The 21,666-nt window shown below is 56.6% G+C and carries 19 protein-coding genes; 12 read left to right on the top strand and 7 right to left on the bottom strand.

The features are described 5' to 3' along the window. Positions 1 to 14: 14 nt before the first annotated feature. From P4L78_RS14705 to P4L78_RS14680, 6 genes are all read left to right on the top strand, one after another. Positions 15 to 413: a DUF2946 family protein gene (locus P4L78_RS14705; RefSeq protein WP_309328618.1), complete on the top strand. Its 399-nt coding sequence runs from the start codon at positions 15 to 17 to the stop codon at positions 411 to 413. Between the two features lie 151 nt (positions 414 to 564). Beyond that, the gene (locus tag P4L78_RS14700) at positions 565 to 1,056 is read left to right on the top strand and encodes a copper chaperone PCu(A)C (RefSeq protein ID WP_309328617.1); all 492 of its coding nucleotides are present in this window, start codon (positions 565 to 567) and stop codon (positions 1,054 to 1,056) included. Between the two features lie 187 nt (positions 1,057 to 1,243). After that, positions 1,244 to 2,074, top strand: a complete 831-nt coding sequence (gene efeU / locus P4L78_RS14695; RefSeq protein ID WP_309328616.1) for an iron uptake transporter permease EfeU — start codon at positions 1,244 to 1,246, stop codon at positions 2,072 to 2,074. Between the two features lie 92 nt (positions 2,075 to 2,166). Further along, complete coding sequence (efeO, locus tag P4L78_RS14690) at positions 2,167 to 3,360, top strand: iron uptake system protein EfeO (RefSeq protein WP_283149570.1); 1,194 nt, start codon at positions 2,167 to 2,169, stop codon at positions 3,358 to 3,360. 169 nt (positions 3,361 to 3,529) lie between these two features. After that, a complete protein-coding gene (efeB, locus tag P4L78_RS14685; RefSeq protein WP_309328615.1) occupies positions 3,530 to 4,822 on the top strand; it encodes an iron uptake transporter deferrochelatase/peroxidase subunit in 1,293 nt (430 codons plus the stop codon). Positions 4,823 to 5,003: 181 nt separating this feature from the next. Further along, positions 5,004 to 7,670, top strand: coding sequence for an MGH1-like glycoside hydrolase domain-containing protein (locus P4L78_RS14680; protein WP_309328614.1), 2,667 nt, complete (start codon positions 5,004 to 5,006; stop codon positions 7,668 to 7,670). On the opposite strand, the gene P4L78_RS14675 is transcribed toward P4L78_RS14680, so the two are convergent. Next, the gene (locus tag P4L78_RS14675) at positions 7,667 to 8,335 is read right to left on the bottom strand and encodes an HAD hydrolase-like protein (RefSeq protein ID WP_309328613.1); all 669 of its coding nucleotides are present in this window, start codon (positions 8,333 to 8,335) and stop codon (positions 7,667 to 7,669) included. The genes P4L78_RS14680 and P4L78_RS14675 overlap by 4 nt on opposite strands. 590 nt (positions 8,336 to 8,925) lie before the next feature. Here P4L78_RS14675 and P4L78_RS14670 point away from each other — a divergent pair. The 5 genes from P4L78_RS14670 to P4L78_RS14650 are packed head-to-tail and all read left to right on the top strand — an operon-like array spanning position 8,926 to position 14,237. Next, positions 8,926 to 10,059: an AI-2E family transporter gene (locus tag P4L78_RS14670; RefSeq protein ID WP_309328612.1), complete on the top strand. Its 1,134-nt coding sequence runs from the start codon at positions 8,926 to 8,928 to the stop codon at positions 10,057 to 10,059. A 1-nt stretch (position 10,060) separates the two neighbouring features. Then, complete coding sequence (locus tag P4L78_RS14665; RefSeq protein WP_309328611.1) at positions 10,061 to 11,602, top strand: TolC family protein; 1,542 nt, start codon at positions 10,061 to 10,063, stop codon at positions 11,600 to 11,602. Continuing rightward, positions 11,599 to 12,747: an HlyD family secretion protein gene (locus tag P4L78_RS14660; RefSeq protein ID WP_309328610.1), complete on the top strand. Its 1,149-nt coding sequence runs from the start codon at positions 11,599 to 11,601 to the stop codon at positions 12,745 to 12,747. The genes P4L78_RS14665 and P4L78_RS14660 overlap by 4 nt, the downstream gene beginning before the upstream one ends. Then, positions 12,737 to 13,792: a DUF2955 domain-containing protein gene (locus P4L78_RS14655; RefSeq protein WP_309328609.1), complete on the top strand. Its 1,056-nt coding sequence runs from the start codon at positions 12,737 to 12,739 to the stop codon at positions 13,790 to 13,792. Before P4L78_RS14660 ends, P4L78_RS14655 begins: the two co-directional genes overlap by 11 nt. A 1-nt stretch (position 13,793) precedes the next feature. Next, the gene (locus P4L78_RS14650; RefSeq protein WP_283149578.1) at positions 13,794 to 14,237 is read left to right on the top strand and encodes an ion channel; all 444 of its coding nucleotides are present in this window, start codon (positions 13,794 to 13,796) and stop codon (positions 14,235 to 14,237) included. A gap of 44 nt (positions 14,238 to 14,281) precedes the next feature. Here the strand turns inward: P4L78_RS14650 and P4L78_RS14645 are convergent, their stop codons facing one another. From P4L78_RS14645 to dcd, 6 genes are all read right to left on the bottom strand, one after another. Further along, positions 14,282 to 14,683, bottom strand: coding sequence for a gamma-glutamylcyclotransferase (locus P4L78_RS14645; RefSeq protein WP_283149579.1), 402 nt, complete (start codon positions 14,681 to 14,683; stop codon positions 14,282 to 14,284). Beyond that, positions 14,670 to 16,127, bottom strand: a complete 1,458-nt coding sequence (locus P4L78_RS14640; protein WP_309328608.1) for a chitinase N-terminal domain-containing protein — start codon at positions 16,125 to 16,127, stop codon at positions 14,670 to 14,672. The genes P4L78_RS14645 and P4L78_RS14640 overlap by 14 nt, the downstream gene beginning before the upstream one ends. 41 nt (positions 16,128 to 16,168) lie before the next feature. Then, complete coding sequence (gene recJ / locus P4L78_RS14635) at positions 16,169 to 17,854, bottom strand: single-stranded-DNA-specific exonuclease RecJ (RefSeq protein ID WP_309328607.1); 1,686 nt, start codon at positions 17,852 to 17,854, stop codon at positions 16,169 to 16,171. A gap of 59 nt (positions 17,855 to 17,913) precedes the next feature. Next, positions 17,914 to 18,909 carry a hypothetical protein gene (locus P4L78_RS14630; RefSeq protein ID WP_309328606.1) on the bottom strand — a complete coding sequence of 332 codons (996 nt, stop codon included), beginning with the start codon at positions 18,907 to 18,909 and terminating at the stop codon, positions 17,914 to 17,916. 62 nt (positions 18,910 to 18,971) lie between these two features. Next, positions 18,972 to 20,015 carry an L-glyceraldehyde 3-phosphate reductase gene (mgrA, locus tag P4L78_RS14625; RefSeq protein ID WP_309328605.1) on the bottom strand — a complete coding sequence of 348 codons (1,044 nt, stop codon included), beginning with the start codon at positions 20,013 to 20,015 and terminating at the stop codon, positions 18,972 to 18,974. A 323-nt stretch (positions 20,016 to 20,338) separates the two neighbouring features. Beyond that, positions 20,339 to 20,914 carry a dCTP deaminase gene (gene dcd, locus P4L78_RS14620; RefSeq protein WP_283149584.1) on the bottom strand — a complete coding sequence of 192 codons (576 nt, stop codon included), beginning with the start codon at positions 20,912 to 20,914 and terminating at the stop codon, positions 20,339 to 20,341. Positions 20,915 to 21,142: 228 nt separating this feature from the next. Here dcd and P4L78_RS14615 point away from each other — a divergent pair, with 228 nt between their 5' ends. Next, positions 21,143 to 21,601 carry a peroxiredoxin gene (locus tag P4L78_RS14615; RefSeq protein ID WP_309328649.1) on the top strand — a complete coding sequence of 153 codons (459 nt, stop codon included), beginning with the start codon at positions 21,143 to 21,145 and terminating at the stop codon, positions 21,599 to 21,601. Positions 21,602 to 21,666 lie beyond the last annotated feature (65 nt).

Raw genomic sequence — 21,666 nt, 5'->3', positions numbered from 1 at the left:
GCAGAATTCATCTCATGCAGCACTCCGCTCGCTGGCACGCTCCTTCGCGGTGGCTCTACGCCATCCGGCTAGCGCTGTTCGCGATTTTGCTCAATGCCGTTGGCCCAACCTTCAGCCAGCTACACGCAGCGCACCAGCCAGACCTGGCCGCGACGCTGACCATTTGCAGTGTCGATAGCACCCGGGCGGTTCAACTCACTCAGCGTGGCCGGGCACTGAATCTGCTACAGCTGTTGAGCAAGCCTTGCCCGCTATGCGCATTGCAATTGGGGCCAGGTTTGTTGCCCATGATCTGGCAGTTGCCTGTTTTGAGCTTGCAAGCGCTGGTGCTGGCGCAGCCGACCGTATCCAATGCGCCGCAAGTATCCATCATTGCCTTGCCACCAGCGCGCGGGCCGCCAGCGCAGAACTGATTGCCCAGAGTGGCACGCTCAGCCATCACCCGTTTTCATGGATTGGCTTTGCTGATTGCCGACTACCGCAGCAGATGCGGAGCCCTGACACATATCGTGATGCCTGGCCGTGACCTTGATCCCCGCCGGCATCTCAAACTGGAATCGACCCATGTTGAACTTCACCAGACAAATTTTTCGCGCGCTGCTACTCAGTACCGTGCTTTGCGCGTCTTTCGCGGCCACCGCTGCACAACCCGCTGCTACAAATGCAATCCAGGTCGAGCACGCCTGGTCTCGCGCCACACCACCTGGCGCCGCTATCGGAGCGGCCTACTTCGAGATCACCAATAACAGCAAAACCGCCGACACCCTCATCGGCGCCAGTAGCCCGGTGGCCGCCACAGCCAGTGTGCATGAAATGAAAATGGCCAATGGCATGATGCAAATGCGGGCCGTACCGCAGTTGCCCCTGCCAGCCCAGGGAAACATCAGTTTCAGCCCGCAGGGATATCACGTGATGCTCAACGAACTTAAAGCGCCGCTTAAAGAAGGTGGTCATTTTGCCCTGACCTTGCAGTTTGCCAAGGCAGGAGCGATCAGCGTTGATGTAGCCGTTCAAGCGATGGGCGCAGCGGCAACGGATATGTCGCACCAGCACTAGTTACGCAGCCTGCGTTTTAAATGTCGATCTGACTGATGGCACACAAAAAAGGGCAACCAGACTGGCTTTGGTTGCCCTTTTTTACGCCTGCCACCACACACCTGAAAATGTAATGAGAATGATTTGCATTTTTAAAATATTCTGAATAATATTTCGCGATTATTACTCCCTTGCGGAATATTGCTCGATGCTGGTCCCTTTTCTCATCATGCTGCGCGAAGGCATGGAAGCCGCACTGATCGTCGGCATCATTGCCAGTTATCTCAAGCAGTCCGGGCGCGGCCGGTGGATGTCTATGGTGTGGGCCGGCGTGGGTCTGGCATCCGTGCTTTGCCTGGGCGTGGGCTTTGCCATCAACGCCGCTGAAGGCGAATTTCCGCAAAAACAGCAAGAGCTGTTCGAAGCCATTGTCGCCGTGATTGCCGTGGGCATCCTCACCTCTATGGTGTTCTGGATGAAACAAGCGGCGCGCTCCATCAAAGCGCACTTGCATGACTCCATTGATGCCGCGCTGAACAAAGGTAACGGCCAGGCGTGGGCGCTGATCGGCATGGTGTTCTTTGCCGTCGCACGTGAAGGCCTCGAATCTGTCTTCTTTTTGCTGGCGGCATTTCAGCAGGATGTCGGCATCGCGGCACCCATCGGCGCCTTGCTGGGGCTGGCTGTCGCCATTGGCTTGGGAGTAGCCCTTTACCAGGGCGGCATCCGGCTGGATCTGCGCAAGTTTTTCCGCTGGACCGGCATCTTCATCATTTTTGTAGCGGCGGGTTTGTTATCCGGCGCGGTCAAGGCTTTTCACGAAGCGGGTTTGTGGAACGGCCTGCAAGACACGGCATTTAACCTGACTGCCATTCTGCCTTCGGGCAGCACGCCAGGGGTGATTCTGGGTGGCGTTTTTGGTTATCAGGATGCACCGGCGGTGGGCGAACTGCTGGCTTGGGTGCTGTTTCTGGTTCCCGCTTTGTATTTCTTCCTGGCTGGCAACAGGCAGCCAAAAACCGCAGCGCGTCCGGCCTGAGCCCGGTGCCAGCGGCTGTAATTTGGCAATAAATCGTTAGCAGTCATTAAGTATCAATATCAAAACAAAATAAACTCGCGAAGGAAATCAGCATGAATGCCCGTTCCGCTCTTAAACCGTCTGCGCTGTGCATGTTGCTCGTTGCCGCAGCTCTGACTGCCTGCCAGAAAACCGAAACCCCTGCGCCTGCTGCCGAGGCGTCTGCCCCAGCATCGGCAGTGGCCGCAGCGCCTGCCAAACCAGCTGAAATTACGGTAACGATTACCGATGCAGGCTGCGATCCCGCCAACCTGACTGTGCCTGCTGGCAAAAGCACGTTCAAGATTATCAATAACAGCAAGCAAGCCGTTGAGTGGGAAATCCTCAAGGGCGTGATGGTGGTGGAAGAGCGCGAGAACATTGCACCAGGCTTTACCCAAAGCTTGACGGGCGATCTGGAAGCCGGTGATTACGACATCACTTGCGGCTTGTTGACTAACCCCAAGGGCAAGCTGACCGTAACACCAAACGGCACCCAGGCCGCATCCACCACGCACCCGTCGGTAGATCAGCTGGCTGGTCCGCTTGCTGACTACAAAGCGTATGTAACTGCCGAAGTCACGGCGCTGACCGAAGCCACGACCAAGTTCGTGGCCGCAGTTAACGCTGGCAAGCTGAAAGAAGCCCAAGCGCTGTATGCACCGACCCGGGCCCATTACGAGCGTATCGAACCGATTGCCGAACTGTTCAGCGATCTGGATAAATCCATGGATTCGCGTGCTGACGATTACAAGCAAAAAGAAGCTGATCCAGGCTTTACGGGTTTCCACCGTATTGAATACACACTGTTCGAGAAAAAATCGACCAAAGACCTGAAACCGATTGCCGACAAACTGCTGGCCGACACCCAGGAACTGCAAAAGCGTGTTGAAACGCTGGCCTTCCCGCCCAAGAAGCTGGTGGGTGGCGCGGCAGAACTGATCGAAGAAGTCGCCAAGACCAAGATCAGCGGTGAAGAAGATCGTTACAGCCATACTGATCTGTGGGACTTCCAGGCCAATGTAGACGGCGCGAAGAAGATTTATGACCTGCTGCGCCCATTGGTCGACAAGGCAGACCCGTCACTGTCGCCTAAAATCGACGACAACTTCAAGCAGGTGGACGATTTGCTGGCCAAGTACCGTAAAGGTGACGGTTTCGAGAGCTATGAAAAGGTCAGCGAAGCCGACCGCACAGCACTCAAAGGCCCGATTACCGCTTTGGCTGAAGACCTCTCCAAGCTGCGCGGCACGCTCGGTCTGGATTGATCGCCAGTTATTGATATGACCCGGGCCGTTTCGGCGGCCCGCCCTGCCCGGCCCGTTTTGCCTCGCTTTCCGCTCACGGAAAAAACGGCAAAATATCGCCGGGTTTGTGCCGTTCCAGGCTTGTCTAGCGGCCTGCTTTAGAATCACCTGAAACACGAGATGCACGATCATGAATGACCAGAAACCCCTCCCGCCAGACGCCATTGCCGCTGCCGACGCCAAACCGGCGTCACCTTCCCGTCGCCGACTGCTGTTTGGTCTTGGCGCAGGTGGCGGCGCAGCGGCGCTGGGTGTGCTTGCAGGGGCTGCGGTAACGTTGAACCGGAAACAACCGGAAACAACCAACGAACACCAGCCGTTCTTTGGCGAGCATCAGGCAGGGATCATCACGCCGCAACCGGCGGCAGCATTGGTGGTGTCATTCGATATTCTGGCGCGCAATAAAGCTGAACTGGAACGATTGCTGCGCCTGTTGACTGACCGGGTGGATTTTCTCGCGCGCGGCGGCCCCGCCCCGGAACTGGACCCGCGCCTGCCGCCGCCCGATAGCGGTTTATTGGGGCCGGATATTTTCCCCGACAACCTCACCATGACTGTGTCGCTGGGCGCAGCGGTGTTCGATCAGCGCTTTGGCCTGACTACACACAAGCCGCTGCATCTGGCCGAAATGGATCAATTTCCCAATGACCAGCTCGACAACGAACTGTGTCATGGCGATTTGCTGCTGCAGATTTGCTCCAACACCGCAGAGACCAACATCCACGCGCTGCGTGACATTGTGAAACACACGCCAGACCTGCTGGCCGTGCGCTGGAAAATGGACGGATTTTTGCCGCCGCATACCCTGCGCAAGATCGGCAAAGAATCCGTGCGCAATCTGCTGGGCTTTAAAGATGGCACCGCCAACGTGGATGCGCAGAACCAGCAATTGATGAATGAACTGGTGTGGGTGAGTAGTAATAGCAAAGAACCGGCATGGGCTGTGGGTGGCAGTTATCAGGTAGTGCGCGTGGTGCGCAATCTGGTCGAACAGTGGGATCGCACGCCGCTGAAAGAACAGCAGCAGATCATCGGCCGTGACAAAGCCACCGGCGCGCCACTGGGCATGGACAAAGAGCATGATGTGCCGGATTTCGCTGCCAACCCGCACAGTGCGCAGGTGCCGATGGACGCGCATATCCGCCTGGCCAACCCACGCACTGAAGCCACCCAGCGCAACCTGATTTTGCGCCGCGGTTATAACTATTCGCGCGGGATTACCAAATCGGGCCAGTTCGATATGGGTTTGCTGTTTGTGGCCTACCAGGCCGATCTGGCGGCCGGGTTTATCACTGTGCAAAATCGTCTCAATGGCGAACCGCTGGAGGAATACATCAAACCGATTGGTGGCGGGTATTTCTTTGTATTGCCCGGGGTAAAGAAATCAGGCGATTTTCTGGGGCAGAGTTTGCTCAGCGCGTGAGCTACAGCCAAGGGCCGCGCACCTTCATCGTCCAACTAAAAAGGTCACCGCAAGGTGGCCTTTTTTAATGGCTTCGCCTGCTCTACCCCGCGCATACATGCCACAAGTCATCAGCGAGTCTGCTACGGTATGAGCACAGCCATGCGGCTGCCAGACTCTTTTTATTGTGCAGGCATGAACTATGACCACCGACGCAAACCCCAATATTTTGACCACTGCCGAAGGGCAACGACTCGCCGGTGACGAAGCCGCATGGCGACGTTGGGGGCCCTATCTGGCCGAGCGGCAATGGGGTACGGTGCGCGAGGACTACAGTGCCGATGGCGATGCCTGGCGTTACTTCCCGCACGAACAAGCACGCAGCCGCGCTTATCGCTGGGGCGAAGACGGCATTGGCGGTTTTTGCGATGAACAAATGCGCTGGTGCCTGTCGGTAGCGTTCTGGAACGGTCAGGACGAAATCATCAAAGAGCGCTTGTTCGGATTATCCAATCCACAAGGCAACCACGGCGAAGACGTCAAAGAACTCTATTTTCATGAGGATGGCACGCCATCGCATGCCTATATGCGCATGCTCTACCGCTATCCGCAGCGCGCGTTCCCTTATCAGCAACTGATAGCAGAAAACGCCCGGCGCGATGCCAGTCAACCCGAGTTCGACCTGCTGGATACCGGCATCTTTGCCGAGAACCGCTATTTTGATATCACCATCGAATACGCCAAAGCCGGCCCGGACGATGTGCTACTGAACATTACCATCCACAACGCTGCGGATGTGCCAGCGACACTGGATGTGCTGCCGCAGCTTTGGGCGCGCAACACCTGGTCCTGGGATGAGCCCAACGGGGCCAAACCTGGTTTGCAGCTGGGCGAGAACGGCGTTGTCGCTACCCACGCCGAATTGCCAGCCATGCAGTTCAATGCCGAAGGTCAGCCGCAATGGCTGTTTTGCGAAAACGAAACCAATCCAGCACTGTTCAACAAGCCAGTCCCCGGCATCTACAAAGATGGCATCAACGACTTTGTGGTCCATAGTGCAGCCGATGCCATTCGCTCCGATCAAGGCAGCAAGTGCGCGGCGCGATATCACCTGGATATCCCAACTGGTGGCGACGTTACACTGCGCTTGCGCTGGCGCCCCGCCCAGGCCACCAATCCGCCCTTTGCTGATTTCGGCCAGATCATCACCTCCCGGCAAAACGAAGCGGATGAATTCTACGCGGTTCTGCAGCGTGGTATCGCCGACGAGGATGCGCGGCTGGTGCAACGCCAGGCGTTGGCGGGGATGCTTTGGTCCAAGCAGTTTTACCTGTTTGACGTGCGCCGCTGGTTGCAGGGCGACAGCGAAGACATGCCGCCGCCCGCCCGCTGGCAGGGACGCAATAAAGACTGGCAGCACCTGAGCTGTGCCGACATTCTGTCGATGCCTGATACGTGGGAATACCCATGGTTTGCTGCGTGGGACCTGGCTTTTCATGCAGTGACCTTTGCGCTGGTTGATCCGGCTTTTGCCAAATCACAACTGCTGGCGCTGGTGCAGGAACGCTATATGCATCCCAATGGGCAGATTCCGGCCTATGAGTGGTCTTACGGTGACGTCAATCCGCCGGTTCAGGCATGGGCGACGTGGCGGGTGTTTCAGATGGACACCGCGCTCACCGGCCAGCCAGACCATCTGTTTCTGGAGCGCATGTTTCACAAGCTGCTGCTCAACTTCACCTGGTGGGTAAACCGCAAAGATGCTCAAGGTCGCAATGTGTTCCAGGGCGGCTTTTTGGGGCTGGATAACATCGAGATTTTTGACCGTTCCGCACCGCTGCCTGATGGTGCGGCGCTGGACCAACCCGATGCCACCGGCTGGATGGCCTCCTACGCGCTGACCATGATGCGCATTGCGCTGGAACTGGCTTGCGGCAACCGCGCGTATATCGATATGGCAGTGAAATTCTTCGAGCATTTCTTGTATGTCGCTGCCGCCATGTCCGCCCGCGGCGATAACGATCATGATTTGTGGAACGAAGAAGACGGGTTCTTTTACGATCTGCTGCATTTGCCAGATGGCAGCGCCAAACCATTGAAAGTGCGATCGTTCGTCGGCATTGTGCCGCTGTTTGCGGTGCACATTCTGGAGTCAGACGTACTGCAAAAACTGCCGGAATTTGCCGAGCGGCTGGACTGGTTCCTCAAGCAGCGCCCCGATCTGACCAATCTGATTTCGCGCTGGACGGAACCCAACGGCAAGGAATTCCGCCTGTTGTCATTGCTGCGCGGCCACCGCACCAAGTGTCTGCTGCGCCGTATCCTCGATGAGAGCGAGTTTTTGTCGGACCACGGCATTCGTTCGGTTTCGCGCCAGTATCTGACACAACCGTTCCAGTTCAACTTTGGCGGCAAGCAACTGGAATTGCGCTATCTGCCCGCCGAATCCGATTCGCGGCTGTTTGGCGGCAATTCCAACTGGCGCGGGCCGGTGTGGATGTCACTCAATTATCTGCTGGTGGAATCCCTCTACGAATATCACCGCTATTACGGTGAAGACTTCAAAGTGGAATGCCCCACCCGCTCCGGCCAGATGCTGACATTGCGCCAGATCGCCGACTTGCTCTCGCAACGGTTGGCAGGCTTAACGCTGCGCGACCAGAGTGGACGCCGCCCGGTGATGGCGGCGTATCCGGCGCTCTATGCAGATCCGGCGCAATCCGGACGAATACTGTTCCATGAGTATTACCACGGCGACAACGGCAGCGGCCTGGGCGCGGCCCACCAAACCGGCTGGAGCGGTTTGGTGGCGTTATTGCTGCAGCCGCGACGGGAACATGCGCGCGCGGATATCCCGTCTTGTCATTAAGCGTGAAGGTGCTCGCGGTCCGCTAGCTGTGGCAACTGCGCGGGCGTCTCAAAAATATGTCGGGGTTGTTCAGCGGCCAGTTCGGCGCGCGAACCATAACCCCAAAGCACGCCAACGCCTGTTAGACCGTTGCGATTGGCCGCGATCAGATCGACCCCGCGGTCGCCCACCATGGCCGAACGCTCGGTGACGATGCCCTGCTCGCGCAAAGCGGCAATTTGCTGCCATTTATGCGTGCCGATTTCTGCGCCGTTCACAAAGCGGAAGAAATCGCTCAAACCAAAACGCTGCACGATCATCTCGGCAAAATCGCCGCGTTTCGAGGTGCACACCGCCATGGGTATCCCGGCCGCTTGCAATGCCGCCAACGCAGCGGGAATCTCTGGATAAAGCATGTTCTCGGCATAGCCAACATCGCCGTAGCGCTCGCGGTACTTGGCCACCAGCGCATGAATATGCGCGCTATCGCTCGAACCCGTTTCGGCAATAAAGCTTTGGTCCAGCGGCGGCCCGATATAGCGAGCGAGTTCGGCCAGCGGTTTGGTGGGATAACCAAAATGCGCGAGCGCGTAGTTCAGGCAATTGCCGATGCCTTCCAGCGGGTCACTTAAGGTGCCATCCAGATCAAACAGAATGAAATCATGCGGGTTTTGCGATGTTGGCATTACTGAGATTCCACAGAAGATTGCTGAGGTGATGTTGCCGCCTTGGGCGGGCACTAATTTAATCGTGGCAACTTAGACTTCCTGCAGGAGTTTGTAAACGCCAGTGTCTTGCAGCGCCGCCCAGCGCAGCGGTTAGCTGGGCATGGACGCCTCCAGCATGGTCGGAAAAATCTGCAGGTCTCGGGCTTGGGCCGAATGCTATCGAGCTAATCCGGCAGACTCAGATGGGCAGAAATTCCACCACTCAAGCCCTGTCAGGTTTTCCATTTGTCTGAAACTGAATCAGCGACCAACTCCATTTTGCGGGGCAACCCATCCCGACAAAAACACGTAAAGGCTGAAGCAGAAAGGATCACCTCAGGAAGAAACCATCATTTATTGACAAAATCATCCAGAAAAACTGACAGCAAGCTTCGAAAAATCTGGTTATAGACTGGATTACCTGGCAATCCCCTTCTAGTCTAAAGGCTGTGATTTCTTGTAGCCAGACGGCAAGCGCGTCGCAAACACCGGTCGACCAGGTTGGCCACGATGATTCCATATCAGCTGCATCGTAGCCTGCATTGCAATGATCTTTTGGAGTATCCAGCATGCTAAATAATATCAATTTGCAAAAAGTATTATCGCGGCGCTTGCTCGATGTATTCATTCAAGCGGGCTTGATCGCTGCCCTGGTTGCAGTCTGCTATCAAATTTTTGGCCCTTTCATGACCTTGATGTTGTGGGCGGTCATTCTGGCAGTAACGCTATTTCCGTTGCACCAGAAACTGGCCAATAAACTGGGAGGCAACCAAGGTCGAGCTGCCACGATTATCGTGATTTTGGGCATTTTGCTGATTTTTGTGCCCATGGTCCTGCTTGCCAATTCTCTGGCCGATGCAATTACCAATTCCATTCAAACACTCAAAGAAAACACGGTAACTATTCCGGTGCCGCCGGATTCAGTTGCGGGATGGCCAATCATTGGTAAAAAGGTATACGGGCTATGGAACGCCGCAGCAACCGATCTTCCAGGCTTGATCCAGTCATTTCAGCCCAAAATTGGCGATCTGGCCAAAGCTGGGTTGGGTTTTGTCGCGGGCATAGGTGGCGGCCTGCTGAAATTCCTTGCTTCATTCATTATCGCCGGCGTGATCATGGCGTTTGGACGTGAAGGCCACAAAACCGCGCGAGCCATTAGCCGCCGTTTTGTTGGGCCTGAAAAAGGCGAATCATTTGCAATTTTATCAACAGCAACGATACGTGCGGTGGCACAAGGCGTAATCGGTATCGCGTTCATCCAGGCGACATTGCTCGGCGTGATTTTGATGATTGCGCACGTCCCTTTTGCTGGCGTGCTGGCCATTATTGCTTTGGTACTGGGTATCGCTCAATTACCGGCTTTGCTGATCAGCATTCCGGCAATTGCCTATATCTGGATGAGTGGAACTTATTCAACGGTGCCCGCCATTATCTATTCCATTTTGCTGATTGTGGCGGGCGCTGTAGATAACGTGCTCAAACCCTTGATGCTCGGGCGAGGGGTCGATGCGCCCATGCCGGTGGTGTTGATGGGGGCTTTGGGTGGCATGGTCGCTGCGGGGATTCTGGGGATGTTCGTTGGCGCGGTGCTGCTGGCGCTGGGTTATCAGATATTTATGGACTGGGTGGCCATGCAGCCAGATACCCCGGCTGAACTGGTGGTGCCGGTGGTCGTTGAGGTAAAAGCGGCCGGACAAGAATAAGGTGGCTGAAATTGTGAGCGCAACGGCCAAGCCACTTGCCCGGCGCTGCGCCAGCCTGCTGGTCGCGTTCAGCGTCTCGGCCTGTACAGTGGTGGGGCCGAACTACGTACGCCCCGCTAGCGATATTGCCCCGGACTGGCAGAGCAGCAGCATGGTGCCCGTGCCAAAGCAAACGGGCGACATGGCGCTCTGGTGGAAGCACTTCAACGACCCGGTCCTCAATGGCTTGATCGACGAAGCATTACGCAAAAACCATTCCGCCAAAATTGCGGCTTTACGAGTCATGGAAGCACGCGCCCAATTGGAAATCGCCGGGAGCAACCTTTACCCGCAACTACAGCAAGCTACCGGCAGTGCGCTCTATGCGGCGCGGCGCCCGTCTGGTGGCGTGACCTCAAGCCAATGGAATTACAGCGCTGGCGTGAATATTGGCTGGGAGCTGGATTTCTGGGGGCGCTTTCAACGCGGTATTGAAGCGGCAGATGCCAATTATCTGGCTTCGCTGGATAGCTACGACGATGCGCAGATTTTGCTGGTAACGCAAACCGCAACGATCTATGCGGCGATTCGCACCCTGGAATCACGTTTGAACATCGTGCATGGCAATGCCGATATTCAAAGACGCAGTCTGGAGATTACCGAGCATCTTTTTAAAAGCGGCAATGAATCCGAACTCGATCTGCAACAAGCCAAAACCCAATACCTGAGCACGGTTGCCAGTATTCCGGCGCTCGAAGCGTCTTTGCGCACCACGCAAAATGCCTTGGCCGTCATTTTGGCCAGGCCGCCGGGCCCGTTACCTGAAATGGCGAGCGGTGTGGGCGTCATTCCGCAAGCAAACCTTTTGATGGTGGCTGACCTGCCCGCCGATTTGCTGCGCCGCCGCCCGGATGTACGGACGGCTGAAATGCAATTGATGGCGCAATCTGCATTGATTGGCGTGGCACAAGCCGATTTGTATCCGTCACTCACTCTGCTGGGGTCATTGGGTGTTTCTGCCGCTTCGATTTCAGGATCACCCACCACTGCAGCTTTGAGTGTAGGCCCAAGCTTTACTTGGAATATTTTTGACTACGGTCGTATCCGGAATAACGTCCGGGTGCAGGACGCGCGTTTCCAGGAACTGGCCGAACTGTACCAGGACAGCGTGTTACAAGCCGCAGGCGAAGTGGATAACGCCGCCGTTTCTTATGCCAAAAGCCTGGAGCAAGTCAGCCTGCTGGACCAAGGCGAAGTGGCGGCCAAGCGCGCGCTGGCTATCGCCAATATTCAGTATCGCGAAGGCATGGCGGATTTTGAACGCGTGCTGGATGCCCAGCGCGCCTTGTTTAGTCAGCAAGAACGCGTCGTGACCAACCGGGGCGATGTCGTCGGTAATCTGATTGCGGTTTACAAGGCAATGGGCGGTGCGTGGCAAGTCGCCAGACCAGAGCCGTTCCTGGACGATGCGACGAAAAAGACCATGAAAGAGCGGACTAACTGGGGCGACTTGCTGGATGTGCCCTTGCCTGCCACTGACGCAGATCCCATGACGAGAAAATGATGAGTGACTCAAGTCCTTCACAAGACACCGCGCCTGCAGCCCCAGCGCCACCGGTAATTGAAGTGGCAAAACCCGGGCGCGCCGCACGTCTTGCTCCGCTATTACTGTTGCTGCTCATCATCTTGAGTCTGCTTTGGTATTTTGCGGCCGACCGCATTACGCCTTATTCATCGCAGGCGCGAGTCCAGGCATTCGTCATCCCGGTGGCGCCTGAAGTGGCCGGAATCGTCAAAAAAGTGCTGGTGAAAGACAACGACGACGTACAAAAAAATCAGCCCTTATTTGAAATTGACCCGGTCGAATATCAAATCGCGCTGGATCGCGCCAAGTCTGATTACGAGTCGGCGCGCAAAGGCGTTTCCGCCGCCGCTGCGGGCGTTGACTCAGCCAAAGCCTCACTGCGGGCCGCACAGGCCAACCAGCTCCAGGCCGAGCAAGACGCACATCGCCAGGAAACCTTATACGCCGAAGATCCGGGCGCCATTTCGGTCCGTCGGCTGGAAACAGCCCAGGCGGCACGCGAACAGGCCAGAGCCAAAACCGTTGCCGCAGCCGCCGAAGTGGTGCGGGCACAGGAAAGCATGGGTGGTGAAGAAAGCGTCAATGCCAAGATCGCCAGCGCGCGTTCAGCCGTCGCCAAAGCCGAACTAGACATGAAGCAAACCACGGTCTTTGCCCCATCGCGCGGTTTGGTCACGGACTTGCGTGCCGACGTGGGCCAGTTCGCCCAGGCGGGCGCGGCAACCATGACGCTGATCGCCATTCATGATTTATGGATCAGCGCGGAAATGACCGAAAACAACCTGGGGAATGTCAAGGTGGGTGATGCGGTTGGGATCGTTCTTGATGTAATGCCAGGAGAGGTTTTGAAAGGCCGCGTGCGCAGCATTGGTAACGGTGTCAGTTCGGGTAAATCGACGCCAGCCGGAAGCTTGCCGACCATAGAAAACAACCGCGACTGGCTGCGACAAGCGCAGCGCTTTCCCGTCGCGATTGAGTTCTTACCTGAGGAATTAAAACGGATTCATGGCATGCGTGTTGGCGGCCAGGCCGACGTAATGATCTTTACCGGCGAGCGCGGTCTATTGAGCGGCCTTGGTTCAATCTACCTTAGCCTGATGAGCAAGCTGTCGTATGTTTATTGATTCGACCATGCGGCGGTTCGCCATTGATCAACCCAGTCGCTTCGTCTTGCGCTTCGGCCTGGGCGGCGGGCTTGCCCTGGCAGCGGCGTACGGGATGGCCTTGGCGGTGCCGCACGTATCGCTGCTGATCGCCATGCTCTTGCTCAGCAAACCTGGCCCGGCTCTCTCGCCGGTAAAGAGTATCGTCCTTGCCGGTGTGCTGATTCTGCTTATGGGTTCGGGGGTCTTGCTGGTCCCCTTGCTGCAACACTACGCCGTTGCTGCAGTGTTGTTGATTGCGCTGGGGCTGTTTGCCATTTTCTATGTGGGTACCAGGAAGTCGCATCCTTTATTGAGCTTGCTGATTGTTACTTTCACGCTGATCCCGGTTGCTGGAATACAGGAACAGGCGCTTGCCCTGGCGGTGGTTCACGCATTGGCCGGTGGCGTAATTCTGGGCGCGGCCATTGGCACGCTCATGCACGTGGTTCTTCCCAACCTTCGCGTTTTGGCGCCACCCAAGCCGGTGAAGCCCGACGTCGAGGCTGCGGTATGGCTTGCGTTGCGCGGCGTAATCATCATTTTGCCGGTGCTGATATTGGCTTTACAAAACCCTTCGCTTTATATGGCCGCGATTATGAAAACGGCGACCTTGGGGCAACAGGCAGAATCGCTGCACGCAAAAGAAGCCGGACGAGAATTGCTTGGGTCAACTTTTCTTGGCGCGCTGCTGGCCTTGCTGGTCTGGTGCGGCTTGAGCCTGTGGCCATCGTTATGGATGTATACGCTGTGGATGACACTGGCTTTTTGCTGGTTGGGCTTGCGGCTATATCGCATCCATCCGAGCAGTTATCCGCCCTCGTTCTGGATGAACACGATGATTACGCTGGTCATTTTTTTGGGTCCGGCCGTGCAAGACAGCGCTAATGGCAAGGATGTGCTCACTGCGGCATTGATACGCCTGGCCCTATTTGCCGGAATTGCACTGTATGCCTGGGGCGCGATTTATGTCCTGGAGCAAGGCCGAATGAGGCTTCGTCCAACATTAAAACGCACTGGAGTTTGATATGTTGCTGAATTTGCTGGTCGGTTTGCCAATGGTGTTGCTGTGCCTGATATTGCAGGTTGCCGTAATGGGTTTCTGCGTGCGCTATTACTTTCAACACGTAGCCAGACTAGGCAGGGCCCAATTAATGAGCGGCGGGTTAAAGGCATTGTTTGTATTGATGATATTGCTGATGATTGGCAATTTTTTCCAGATATTTGTCTGGGGATTACTATTTGTGCAGTTGGGCGAATTCACCGATCTGTATGATGCCGTTTTCCATTCGGGCGTCAATTTCACTTCGCTGGGATATGGCGATCATGTCATGAGCAAACAGTGGAAATTGCTCGGCCCGCTTGAAGCCGGCAATGGCATTTTAATGTTTGCCATGACTGCCTCAATGATTATGGTGGTATTGCAGGACATGATAAAAACCAGCGTTAAATATCCCGGCTCAAATGAATAATGCCGCCTGACCAATAAATCCGCTTGCCGTTGCTGCCAATACAATTAATCGGCAAATACTTCCTGATATAGCCCTTGCGCCAGCAAGGTACCAATCGGTACCGGGCAGAAATAGGCCCATGCCTGAACCACGGAGCCATCGCCTCTCTGCACCGCAATCTGCTGGCGCATATACCACTCTGGATGGCGCTCCAGTACGTCCAGATGCGCTAATTGGGCTGCATCGACATGGTACAGCTCGCCTTGCACCGGATAACGCGGCTCGCTCTTGTACAGAAACGGAATGCGCTGATCCAGATAAAGGGCATAACTTGCCACCGTCTGCGCCTGCCCCAGGCAAGGTGTGCCGCGCATCCAGTGATGATTGCGACAGCCTTGTTTGAGCGTGCCATAGACAAATACATAACCCGCTTCCGCGATGGTGGATGTTGCTTCAGTATCTGTCATGGTTTTTGGCGGGGAGGTTGCTGGGTAGATCGAACGGCTTGTTGTCCATATCGTCGCTGTTTGTGGACGAGGCGCCAGTGGTCTTGTCAGCGTTGACGGCGGGTTGCGACGACATGCCAGTGTCTGCAGAAGTGGCCGAGGTGCTCGTAGCTGCACCCTTCGGCGAAGCTGCAGTGTCATCCGCGGTTACCGGCACTTGACTCACCGGCGGCACATCCGCCGTTGCCATAACCAGCGGCGAGCTGGCGCGGCAATCGTCATCGGCAAAACACACTTCAACCGCCACGCGAGCTGGAGTCTGGTCGCGCAAGATACGAATCTGCCCGCAATAACTGCGCGTACTGACTACGCTCTGCCGCGATTCCACTACGCCTTGATTGCAAATCGCCGCCTGCTTTTGCACCCCGCCCAATGGCGCGTTGGCATCGGCATCCAGCAATTGCCAGCTCACCGGTGCATTGGTCGCGGCAGCGAGCGGTAGCGACCAAGCCAGGATGTAGGAGTCGGCCGTGCCGCTGTTAATAGCCAGTTGCGGCATGGTGGGCGACGGCGAAGTGCTGACCACTTCCAGCGGGTACGGGTCGCTCGAAGCGCAGGCCAACTTGCTGCATAAGCGCACGCTCAACACATGCTTGCCCGGTGCCAGGCCACTGATTGTGGTGCCTGCGGACTGACTGTTGGGGGTATCTTCGGTAAACGATGCGGATTCATACAGCACTTTGCGCTGATCCAGCACCTGCCAGTAATGGCCAGGCGTGCCCCACCACAGATGCCAGTCAATTTTCACGGGCTCACCGGTAGTCACAGCGGGTAACCAGTCGATGGCGGGCGCCGAAGGTTTTTCGTCTTTTTTCTCGGCGCCAACCCAGGTGCTGGCATGAAGTGGCGTGCAAGCGGACTCGCCGTCAGGGCCGGTATTGCATAAGCGCACCAGCAGATCGTGCCGCCCGGTAGCCATATCGGTAAGGGTATAGACACCGCTTTGTACCGAGATTGCTTTGGCCGCGCTGTCCTTGCTGGTGAGCAGCGTGCGCTGGGTAAACGTCTGGCTGCGCATGCGCAGTTCGCCGTTGTCCCAGACTTCCCAATACTGGGCAGTGGTCCCGAAGTTGATATCCCAGCCTAGCGTGACGCGATTACCTGGCAAACTCGCTGGGACTTCATCCAGCGCCGGGCGGATTGGCGGCTCTACCGACGCTGCCGGGTATTGGTCGCCCGAATACTGCATAGTCGGCAATGGCTGAATGGATGGATCGTTGGCGGGCGCTGCCGGCGTGGTGTCTATGTCAATGCAATCGAGCATGCCGCCAGTGGCCGGCTTGCAGGCGCGCTCACCCGCAGCGGCGGCCTCTTGTGGCGTCATGATCACGGCCCGCGCTGGAGCGGCACTCAGCGCCACCAGGACCAAAGGGACAACGGAAAGCAGCGGCGAAAGCTTGGGCAAATCCACAATCTCCTTTGCGTCAGCGTCAGCGCTGACCGGGTTTATTCGCAGTGATCCAGTTGTAGTTGCAAAGTCCGTTCGCCACGAAACTCATTGATCGAGATCGAAAACACGGCGGTGACCGTGGCAGGCAGCGGGTCCGCATGTTGAAAACGGATGCCGTCCAGCACCAGACCGAACCGCGTAGCCAGCTTGACCTTGAGATGTCGTTCGCCCACCACGCGCTGTTCCAGCACACGAAACTCGTCATGAAAACGTGGCGCCGGAAAACCTTGCCCCCACACCTGGCTATCGAGTTTGGTCACGATATCCATGTTGTAGCTTTCTTCGGGCAAAGCGCCATCGGTTTCGATAATGCGTTCCAGCGCCGAAGATGGCATCAGTTCACGACACACGGCCTCAAACTCCTGCTGGAAGCGGCCAAAATCCTCGGTGCGCAAGCTCAAACCGGCGGCCATGGCGTGGCCGCCAAATTTCAGAATCAATCCTTCGTGACGCTTGGAAACCAGGTCCAGCGCATCGCGCAAATGCAAGCCCGGAATGGAACGCCCCGAGCCCTTGATCTCGCCTTCGCCGCCATCTGCGAACACCAGCGTGGGCCGGTGAAACCGGTCTTTCACGCGTGAAGCCACAATGCCGACCACGCCTTGATGCCAATCGGCTTGATACAGCGAAATGCTCCAGGCATCGTCAACGTTGACCGTGGTGAGGATCGCCTCGGCCTCGTCACGCATGCCGGCTTCGATATCGCGACGGGCGCGGTTCATCTGGTCCAGTTCTTGTGCCAGCGGCAGCGCACCGCTCTCGCTGCCAGCCAGCAAACAAGCGATACCCAGACTCATGTCGTCCAGCCGTCCGGCGGCATTCAAGCGTGGCCCCAGCGTAAAGCCCAGATCAAAACAGGTGGCTCGGCGCGGATCACGCCCAGCGGCAGTAAATAGCGCCAATACACCGGCGCAGGCCCGCCCGGCCCGCATGCGCTTCAAACCTTGTTCGACCAGAATGCGGTTGTTGGTATCCAGTTTGACCACGTCAGCCACTGTTCCCAGTGCCACCAGGTCCAGCAATTGGCCCAGATTGGGTTCCGGTTGATCGCCAAACACGCCGCGCTGGCGCATCTCGGCCCGCACCGCCATCAGTACGTAGAACATCACGCCGACACCGGCCAGATTTTTGGAGGGGAATGTGCAACCCGGCTGATTGGGGTTAACAATCAGCGCATCGGGCAGATGATCGCCGGGCAAATGGTGATCGGTAATCAGCACGTCAATGCCGCGCGCCTTGGCGGCCAGCACACCAGCCACGCTGGCGATGCCGTTATCCACAGTCAGGATCAGATCGGGCAGTTTTTGCGCTGCCAACTCAACAATTTCTGGCGTCAATCCGTAGCCATATTCAAAGCGATTGGGCACCACAAAATCGATGGTCGCCCCGAGCATGCCCAAGCCTTTCAGGCCGACGGCGCAAGCCGTGGCGCCATCGGCATCGTAGTCGGCCACGATCAGAATCCGCTCGCTTCTGGCAATGGCATCAGCCAGACGTTTGGCGGCTTCCACTATCCCCTTGAGTGAGGTAAATGGCAGCAAGCGGGCAAGATCGTGCTCCAGTTCGGCTTTGCCCAGAATGCCGCGCGCCGCGTACAGTCGCGCTTCCAGCGTAGAAAACCCGTCGGCGCGCAAAGTGGTTTCAAGGTCGGCCGGAATGGGACGGGGCTGGATACGGGGCATGGCTGGATTGATCGCTTTCTGAGTTGGGGTTGGTCGTGAACGGGCCGTTATGCGCTGATTTACCACGGCAATCGTGGGCGTCGCCAAAAGCGCCAACGCAGGCTGCGATTGGCTTCAACCGCGAGGCCGATTTCTGGAAAGCTCAATGCCACCGAATCAAGCCGACCTTCCCGCAATTGCTCCAGCAACGGTGCAAACCAGTCGCTTTCCAGTTTTTGCCAGGTAGTGCGCCAGCCGTGCGGGTCGTTGGCGATCAATTCATCGCCCAAGACATCCAGCACCACCATGGCGTCGTGTCTGGGCAGCTCGCTGGCGTGTGCAGGCAACGCCGCAGTTTTGCCCTGCCCGGCTTTGACCAAAGCTTGTAATACCGGATCGTCGCCCAGCACCCATTGTTCCGGCACTACTGGCTTGCGTGGCAAAGGCCAGTCGCCGCCGCCCCACAGCCAGATGCTGTTAATCGACGGCTCGCCACGCGCTTCGCGCTGGTCATTGACCGGATTGGTATAAAACAGCATCTGGATTTCATTGAGCGCGCGATGCCATTGCAAGGCATCCGGCCCTTTGGGCAAAAACGGATCAATATTGCGCCCGATCACCGCGTCTATGGGCGTGCAGCGCAACTGCGGGTCCAGCGGCAAACGCAAGTACCAGCGCTGCGGCGTGGGGGCAAAAAACTCGTAACCATCGTCTTTGAAAAGCCCGTTGAGACTGCTGATCAACGCATCAGCATCGGCTTGGGTAATGTCAAAACTGCGGCCATCCTGCAAAGACAATTGATCGCGCCCGACATGCAAATGCACCGGGTCAGCACGCAACCAGTAACCAGGCTCGGCACCCGGAAGATCCACGCCCAAGGTGAGCGGTGCCACCGGTAATGAGCGCAAGCCAAAACGCTCACTCAACCAGGCGTGCCATTGCTGTTTTTTGCCCGGCAGACGTTGTCCGCGCGCAATCAGCGTCGCGAGCGCCGGCAGTTGTAAATTCGCAGTGATTTGCGATTGCAGGTCGACATCCGGCCAGATGCCGTGAGGAATGACAAGGTGATAGTGCATGGCGCGGATTTTAGCACGCCATGCACCGGACTACGGCGGAGTTGCGCCGCGCGCCAAGGCGCTCAGGGGCGCTGATCAGTGGAGGGTTTTTCCCACAGATTGACGCCGCTTTCTACTGCGTATTTGTCGATTTCGTTGAGTTCATCAATGGTGAACTCCAGCTTTTGCAACGCGGCCACGTTCTCTTTGATTTGCTCCGGGCTGCTCGCGCCAATCAGCGCGGTCGTCACCCGCGCATCACGCAGAATCCAGGCCAGCGCCATTTGCGCCAGACTTTGCCCACGACGTTTGGCAATCTCGTTCAGCGATTTCACCCGGGCGATGTTTTCTTCGTTCAGATGCGACTTTTGCAGCGAGCCACCACCTTCGTTATTTACGCGGGCGTGTTCAGGGATGCCGTTGAGATACTTGTCGGTCAGCAAGCCTTGCGCCAGCGGTGTAAACGCAACACAGCCGGTACCTTCGCCGGCCAATACGTTCAGCAAGCCATGTTCTACCCAGCGGTTGAGCATGTTGTAGGACGGTTGGTGAATCAGCAGCGGAATTTTCCATTCGCGCAGCAAAGCGGCCATTTCCTGGGTTTTGTTGGGCGAATAAGAGGAAATCCCCACATACAAGGCTTTGCCTTGCTGCACGGCGGTTGCGAGCGCACCGGCGGTTTCTTCCAGTGGCGTGTCCGGATCAAACCGGTGCGAATAAAAGATATCCACGTAATCCAGGCCCAGTCGCTGCAGGCTTTGATCCAGGCTGGCCAGCACATATTTGCGTGAACCACCACCTTGCCCGTACGGCCCAGGCCACATATCCCAACCGGCTTTGCTGGAAATGATCAATTCATCGCGATACGGCCGGAAATCCTCTTTGAATATCTGACCGAAATTGGACTCCGCACTACCGTACGGTGGACCATAGTTGTTGGCCAGATCGAAATGGGAAATGCCCAGATCAAACGCGGTATGCAGCATCTCTCGCTGGCGTTCAATCGCGGTAGTGCCGCCGAAGTTGTGCCACAAACCCAGCGACAACGCGGGCAGTTTGAGGCCGCTTTTACCGCAAGTGCGGTAAACCATTTGATCGTAACGGGATTGAGCAGCAACGTAGGCCATGAAAAGGAACTCCGCAGAGTGATGTTGAAGGACGAAACCGGAAAAAAGTCGGTAATTGAAGCTATGCCTGCACAGACAGCCGCGGGTGCAGAATGTTGCAATATGTGCACGCGAGTTCAGCGTTGCCCAGCGCAGTGCCGTCAGCCCCTGTTGGTCTGCATGATGGCATGTGGATCGCTTGCAAATGCAACTATCTGGCCACCAATTATGCCCGGATTGCGATTTGTGCCCTGCGCCTCACGGGTAATTTGCGGCGGGTGGTGGATAAAGAAAAGGCCGCATTTAGCGGCCTTTTCTGTCATGCAATCACACCCATCGGGCGATCAGGTTTTTGGCAAAGTCACGCCAATCTGGCCTTGGTATTTGCCGCCGCGATCACGGTAACTGGTTTCGCAAACGTCATCTTCATCGGCCTCAAAGAACAGCACCTGCGCCACGCCTTCATTGGCGTAAATCTTGGCGGGCAGCGGCGTGGTATTGGAGAATTCCAGCGTTACGTAGCCTTCCCATTCCGGCTCAAACGGCGTCACGTTCACGATAATGCCGCAACGGGCGTAGGTCGATTTACCCAGACATACCGTCAGCGCATTACGCGGAATACGGAAGTATTCGACGGTACGGGCCAGCGCGAACGAGTTCGGCGGGATGATGCAGTAACCCTTGCCCGAGACATCCACAAAGCTGTTTTCATCGAAGTTTTTTGGATCAACGATGGTGGAGTTCAGGTTGGTGAACACTTTGAATTCATCGGCACAGCGAATGTCGTAGCCGTAGCTGGACGTGCCATACGAAACGATGCGCTCGCCGTTGACTTCCTTGACCTGACCTGGAATGAACGGCTCGATCATCCCGTGCTCTTGGGCCATGCGGCGAATCCACTTATCGGACTTGATACTCATCGTTGTCACACCATCTACACAAAATGGTGGTTATTGTAACTGTGCTTGGGGCCGACGTGTGAGATCAAGTCCGGATGGCACCCGAATGTTTGCCCCCAGGCAATGGCATGGCTTGATGGCGATGCGGCATTTTTACAAAACTCATTTATCTTCCTTGCTGCTTACGACTGCATTGACCAGAATGAAGTCAGAGGGGCAAGCATCCTGAAAAAAAACGGAGAACTATCGATGCTCAATGAATCCTGCCCGTCTTTTGAATTGCCCGTGACGGGTGGTACGACATTCAATCCGGCCTCGCTGCTCGGCGAAGCCTTTGTGCTCTACTTCTATCCGAAGGACAGCACTCCTGGTTGCACCGTTGAAGGTGGCGACTTCCGCGATCATCACGCTGCGTTTGCCGCAGCGGGCGCCAAAGTCTTCGGCATCAGCCGCGACAGCATCAAATCCCACGAAAACTTCAAGGCCAAAATGGCGTTCCCGTTCGAGTTGATCTCAGACCCGGACGAAGTCGCCTGCGCGGCCTTTGGCGTGATGAAAATGAAGAATATGTACGGCAAGCAAGTGCGCGGTATCGAGCGCAGCACCTTTGTGATCAACAAGGAGGGGAAAATCGCCCACGAGTGGCGCGGGGTAAAGGTACCCGGCCATGTGGAAGCAGTGCTCAGCGTTGTGCAGGGCCTGAAATAAGGGGAAACGGCCTGCATGGGCCGTTTTTTATTGGTACCGCATCACCCGGTTTTCATTTCGCCCGT

It is taken from the genome of Silvimonas sp., assembly GCF_031291215.1.
GTDB classification, from domain to species: Bacteria; Pseudomonadota; Gammaproteobacteria; order Burkholderiales; family Chitinibacteraceae; genus Silvimonas; species Silvimonas soli.
Note: the sequence above shows the minus strand (reverse complement) of the source record. Positions and strands in the feature narration are given on the sequence as shown.

Bases quoted from the DNA above. Each gene is read 5' to 3' on its own strand.
- P4L78_RS14680 (WP_309328614.1), top strand. From the start codon at position 5,004: ATGACCACCGACGCAAACCCCAATATTTTGACCACTGCCGAAGGGCAA.
- P4L78_RS14655 (WP_309328609.1), top strand. From the start codon at position 12,737: ATGTTTATTGATTCGACCATGCGGCGGTTCGCCATTGATCAACCCAGT.
- P4L78_RS14705 (WP_309328618.1), top strand. From the start codon at position 15: ATGCAGCACTCCGCTCGCTGGCACGCTCCTTCGCGGTGGCTCTACGCC.
- recJ (WP_309328607.1), bottom strand. From the start codon at position 17,854: ATGCCCCGTATCCAGCCCCGTCCCATTCCGGCCGACCTTGAAACCACT.
- P4L78_RS14700 (WP_309328617.1), top strand. From the start codon at position 565: ATGTTGAACTTCACCAGACAAATTTTTCGCGCGCTGCTACTCAGTACC.
- efeB (WP_309328615.1), top strand. From the start codon at position 3,530: ATGAATGACCAGAAACCCCTCCCGCCAGACGCCATTGCCGCTGCCGAC.
- P4L78_RS14615 (WP_309328649.1), top strand. From the start codon at position 21,143: ATGCTCAATGAATCCTGCCCGTCTTTTGAATTGCCCGTGACGGGTGGT.
- efeO (WP_283149570.1), top strand. From the start codon at position 2,167: ATGAATGCCCGTTCCGCTCTTAAACCGTCTGCGCTGTGCATGTTGCTC.
- mgrA (WP_309328605.1), bottom strand. From the start codon at position 20,015: ATGGCCTACGTTGCTGCTCAATCCCGTTACGATCAAATGGTTTACCGC.
- P4L78_RS14650 (WP_283149578.1), top strand. From the start codon at position 13,794: ATGTTGCTGAATTTGCTGGTCGGTTTGCCAATGGTGTTGCTGTGCCTG.
- dcd (WP_283149584.1), bottom strand. From the start codon at position 20,914: ATGAGTATCAAGTCCGATAAGTGGATTCGCCGCATGGCCCAAGAGCAC.
- P4L78_RS14675 (WP_309328613.1), bottom strand. From the start codon at position 8,335: ATGCCAACATCGCAAAACCCGCATGATTTCATTCTGTTTGATCTGGAT.
- P4L78_RS14660 (WP_309328610.1), top strand. From the start codon at position 11,599: ATGATGAGTGACTCAAGTCCTTCACAAGACACCGCGCCTGCAGCCCCA.
- P4L78_RS14645 (WP_283149579.1), bottom strand. From the start codon at position 14,683: ATGACAGATACTGAAGCAACATCCACCATCGCGGAAGCGGGTTATGTA.
- P4L78_RS14670 (WP_309328612.1), top strand. From the start codon at position 8,926: ATGCTAAATAATATCAATTTGCAAAAAGTATTATCGCGGCGCTTGCTC.
- efeU (WP_309328616.1), top strand. From the start codon at position 1,244: ATGCTGGTCCCTTTTCTCATCATGCTGCGCGAAGGCATGGAAGCCGCA.
- P4L78_RS14630 (WP_309328606.1), bottom strand. From the start codon at position 18,909: ATGCACTATCACCTTGTCATTCCTCACGGCATCTGGCCGGATGTCGAC.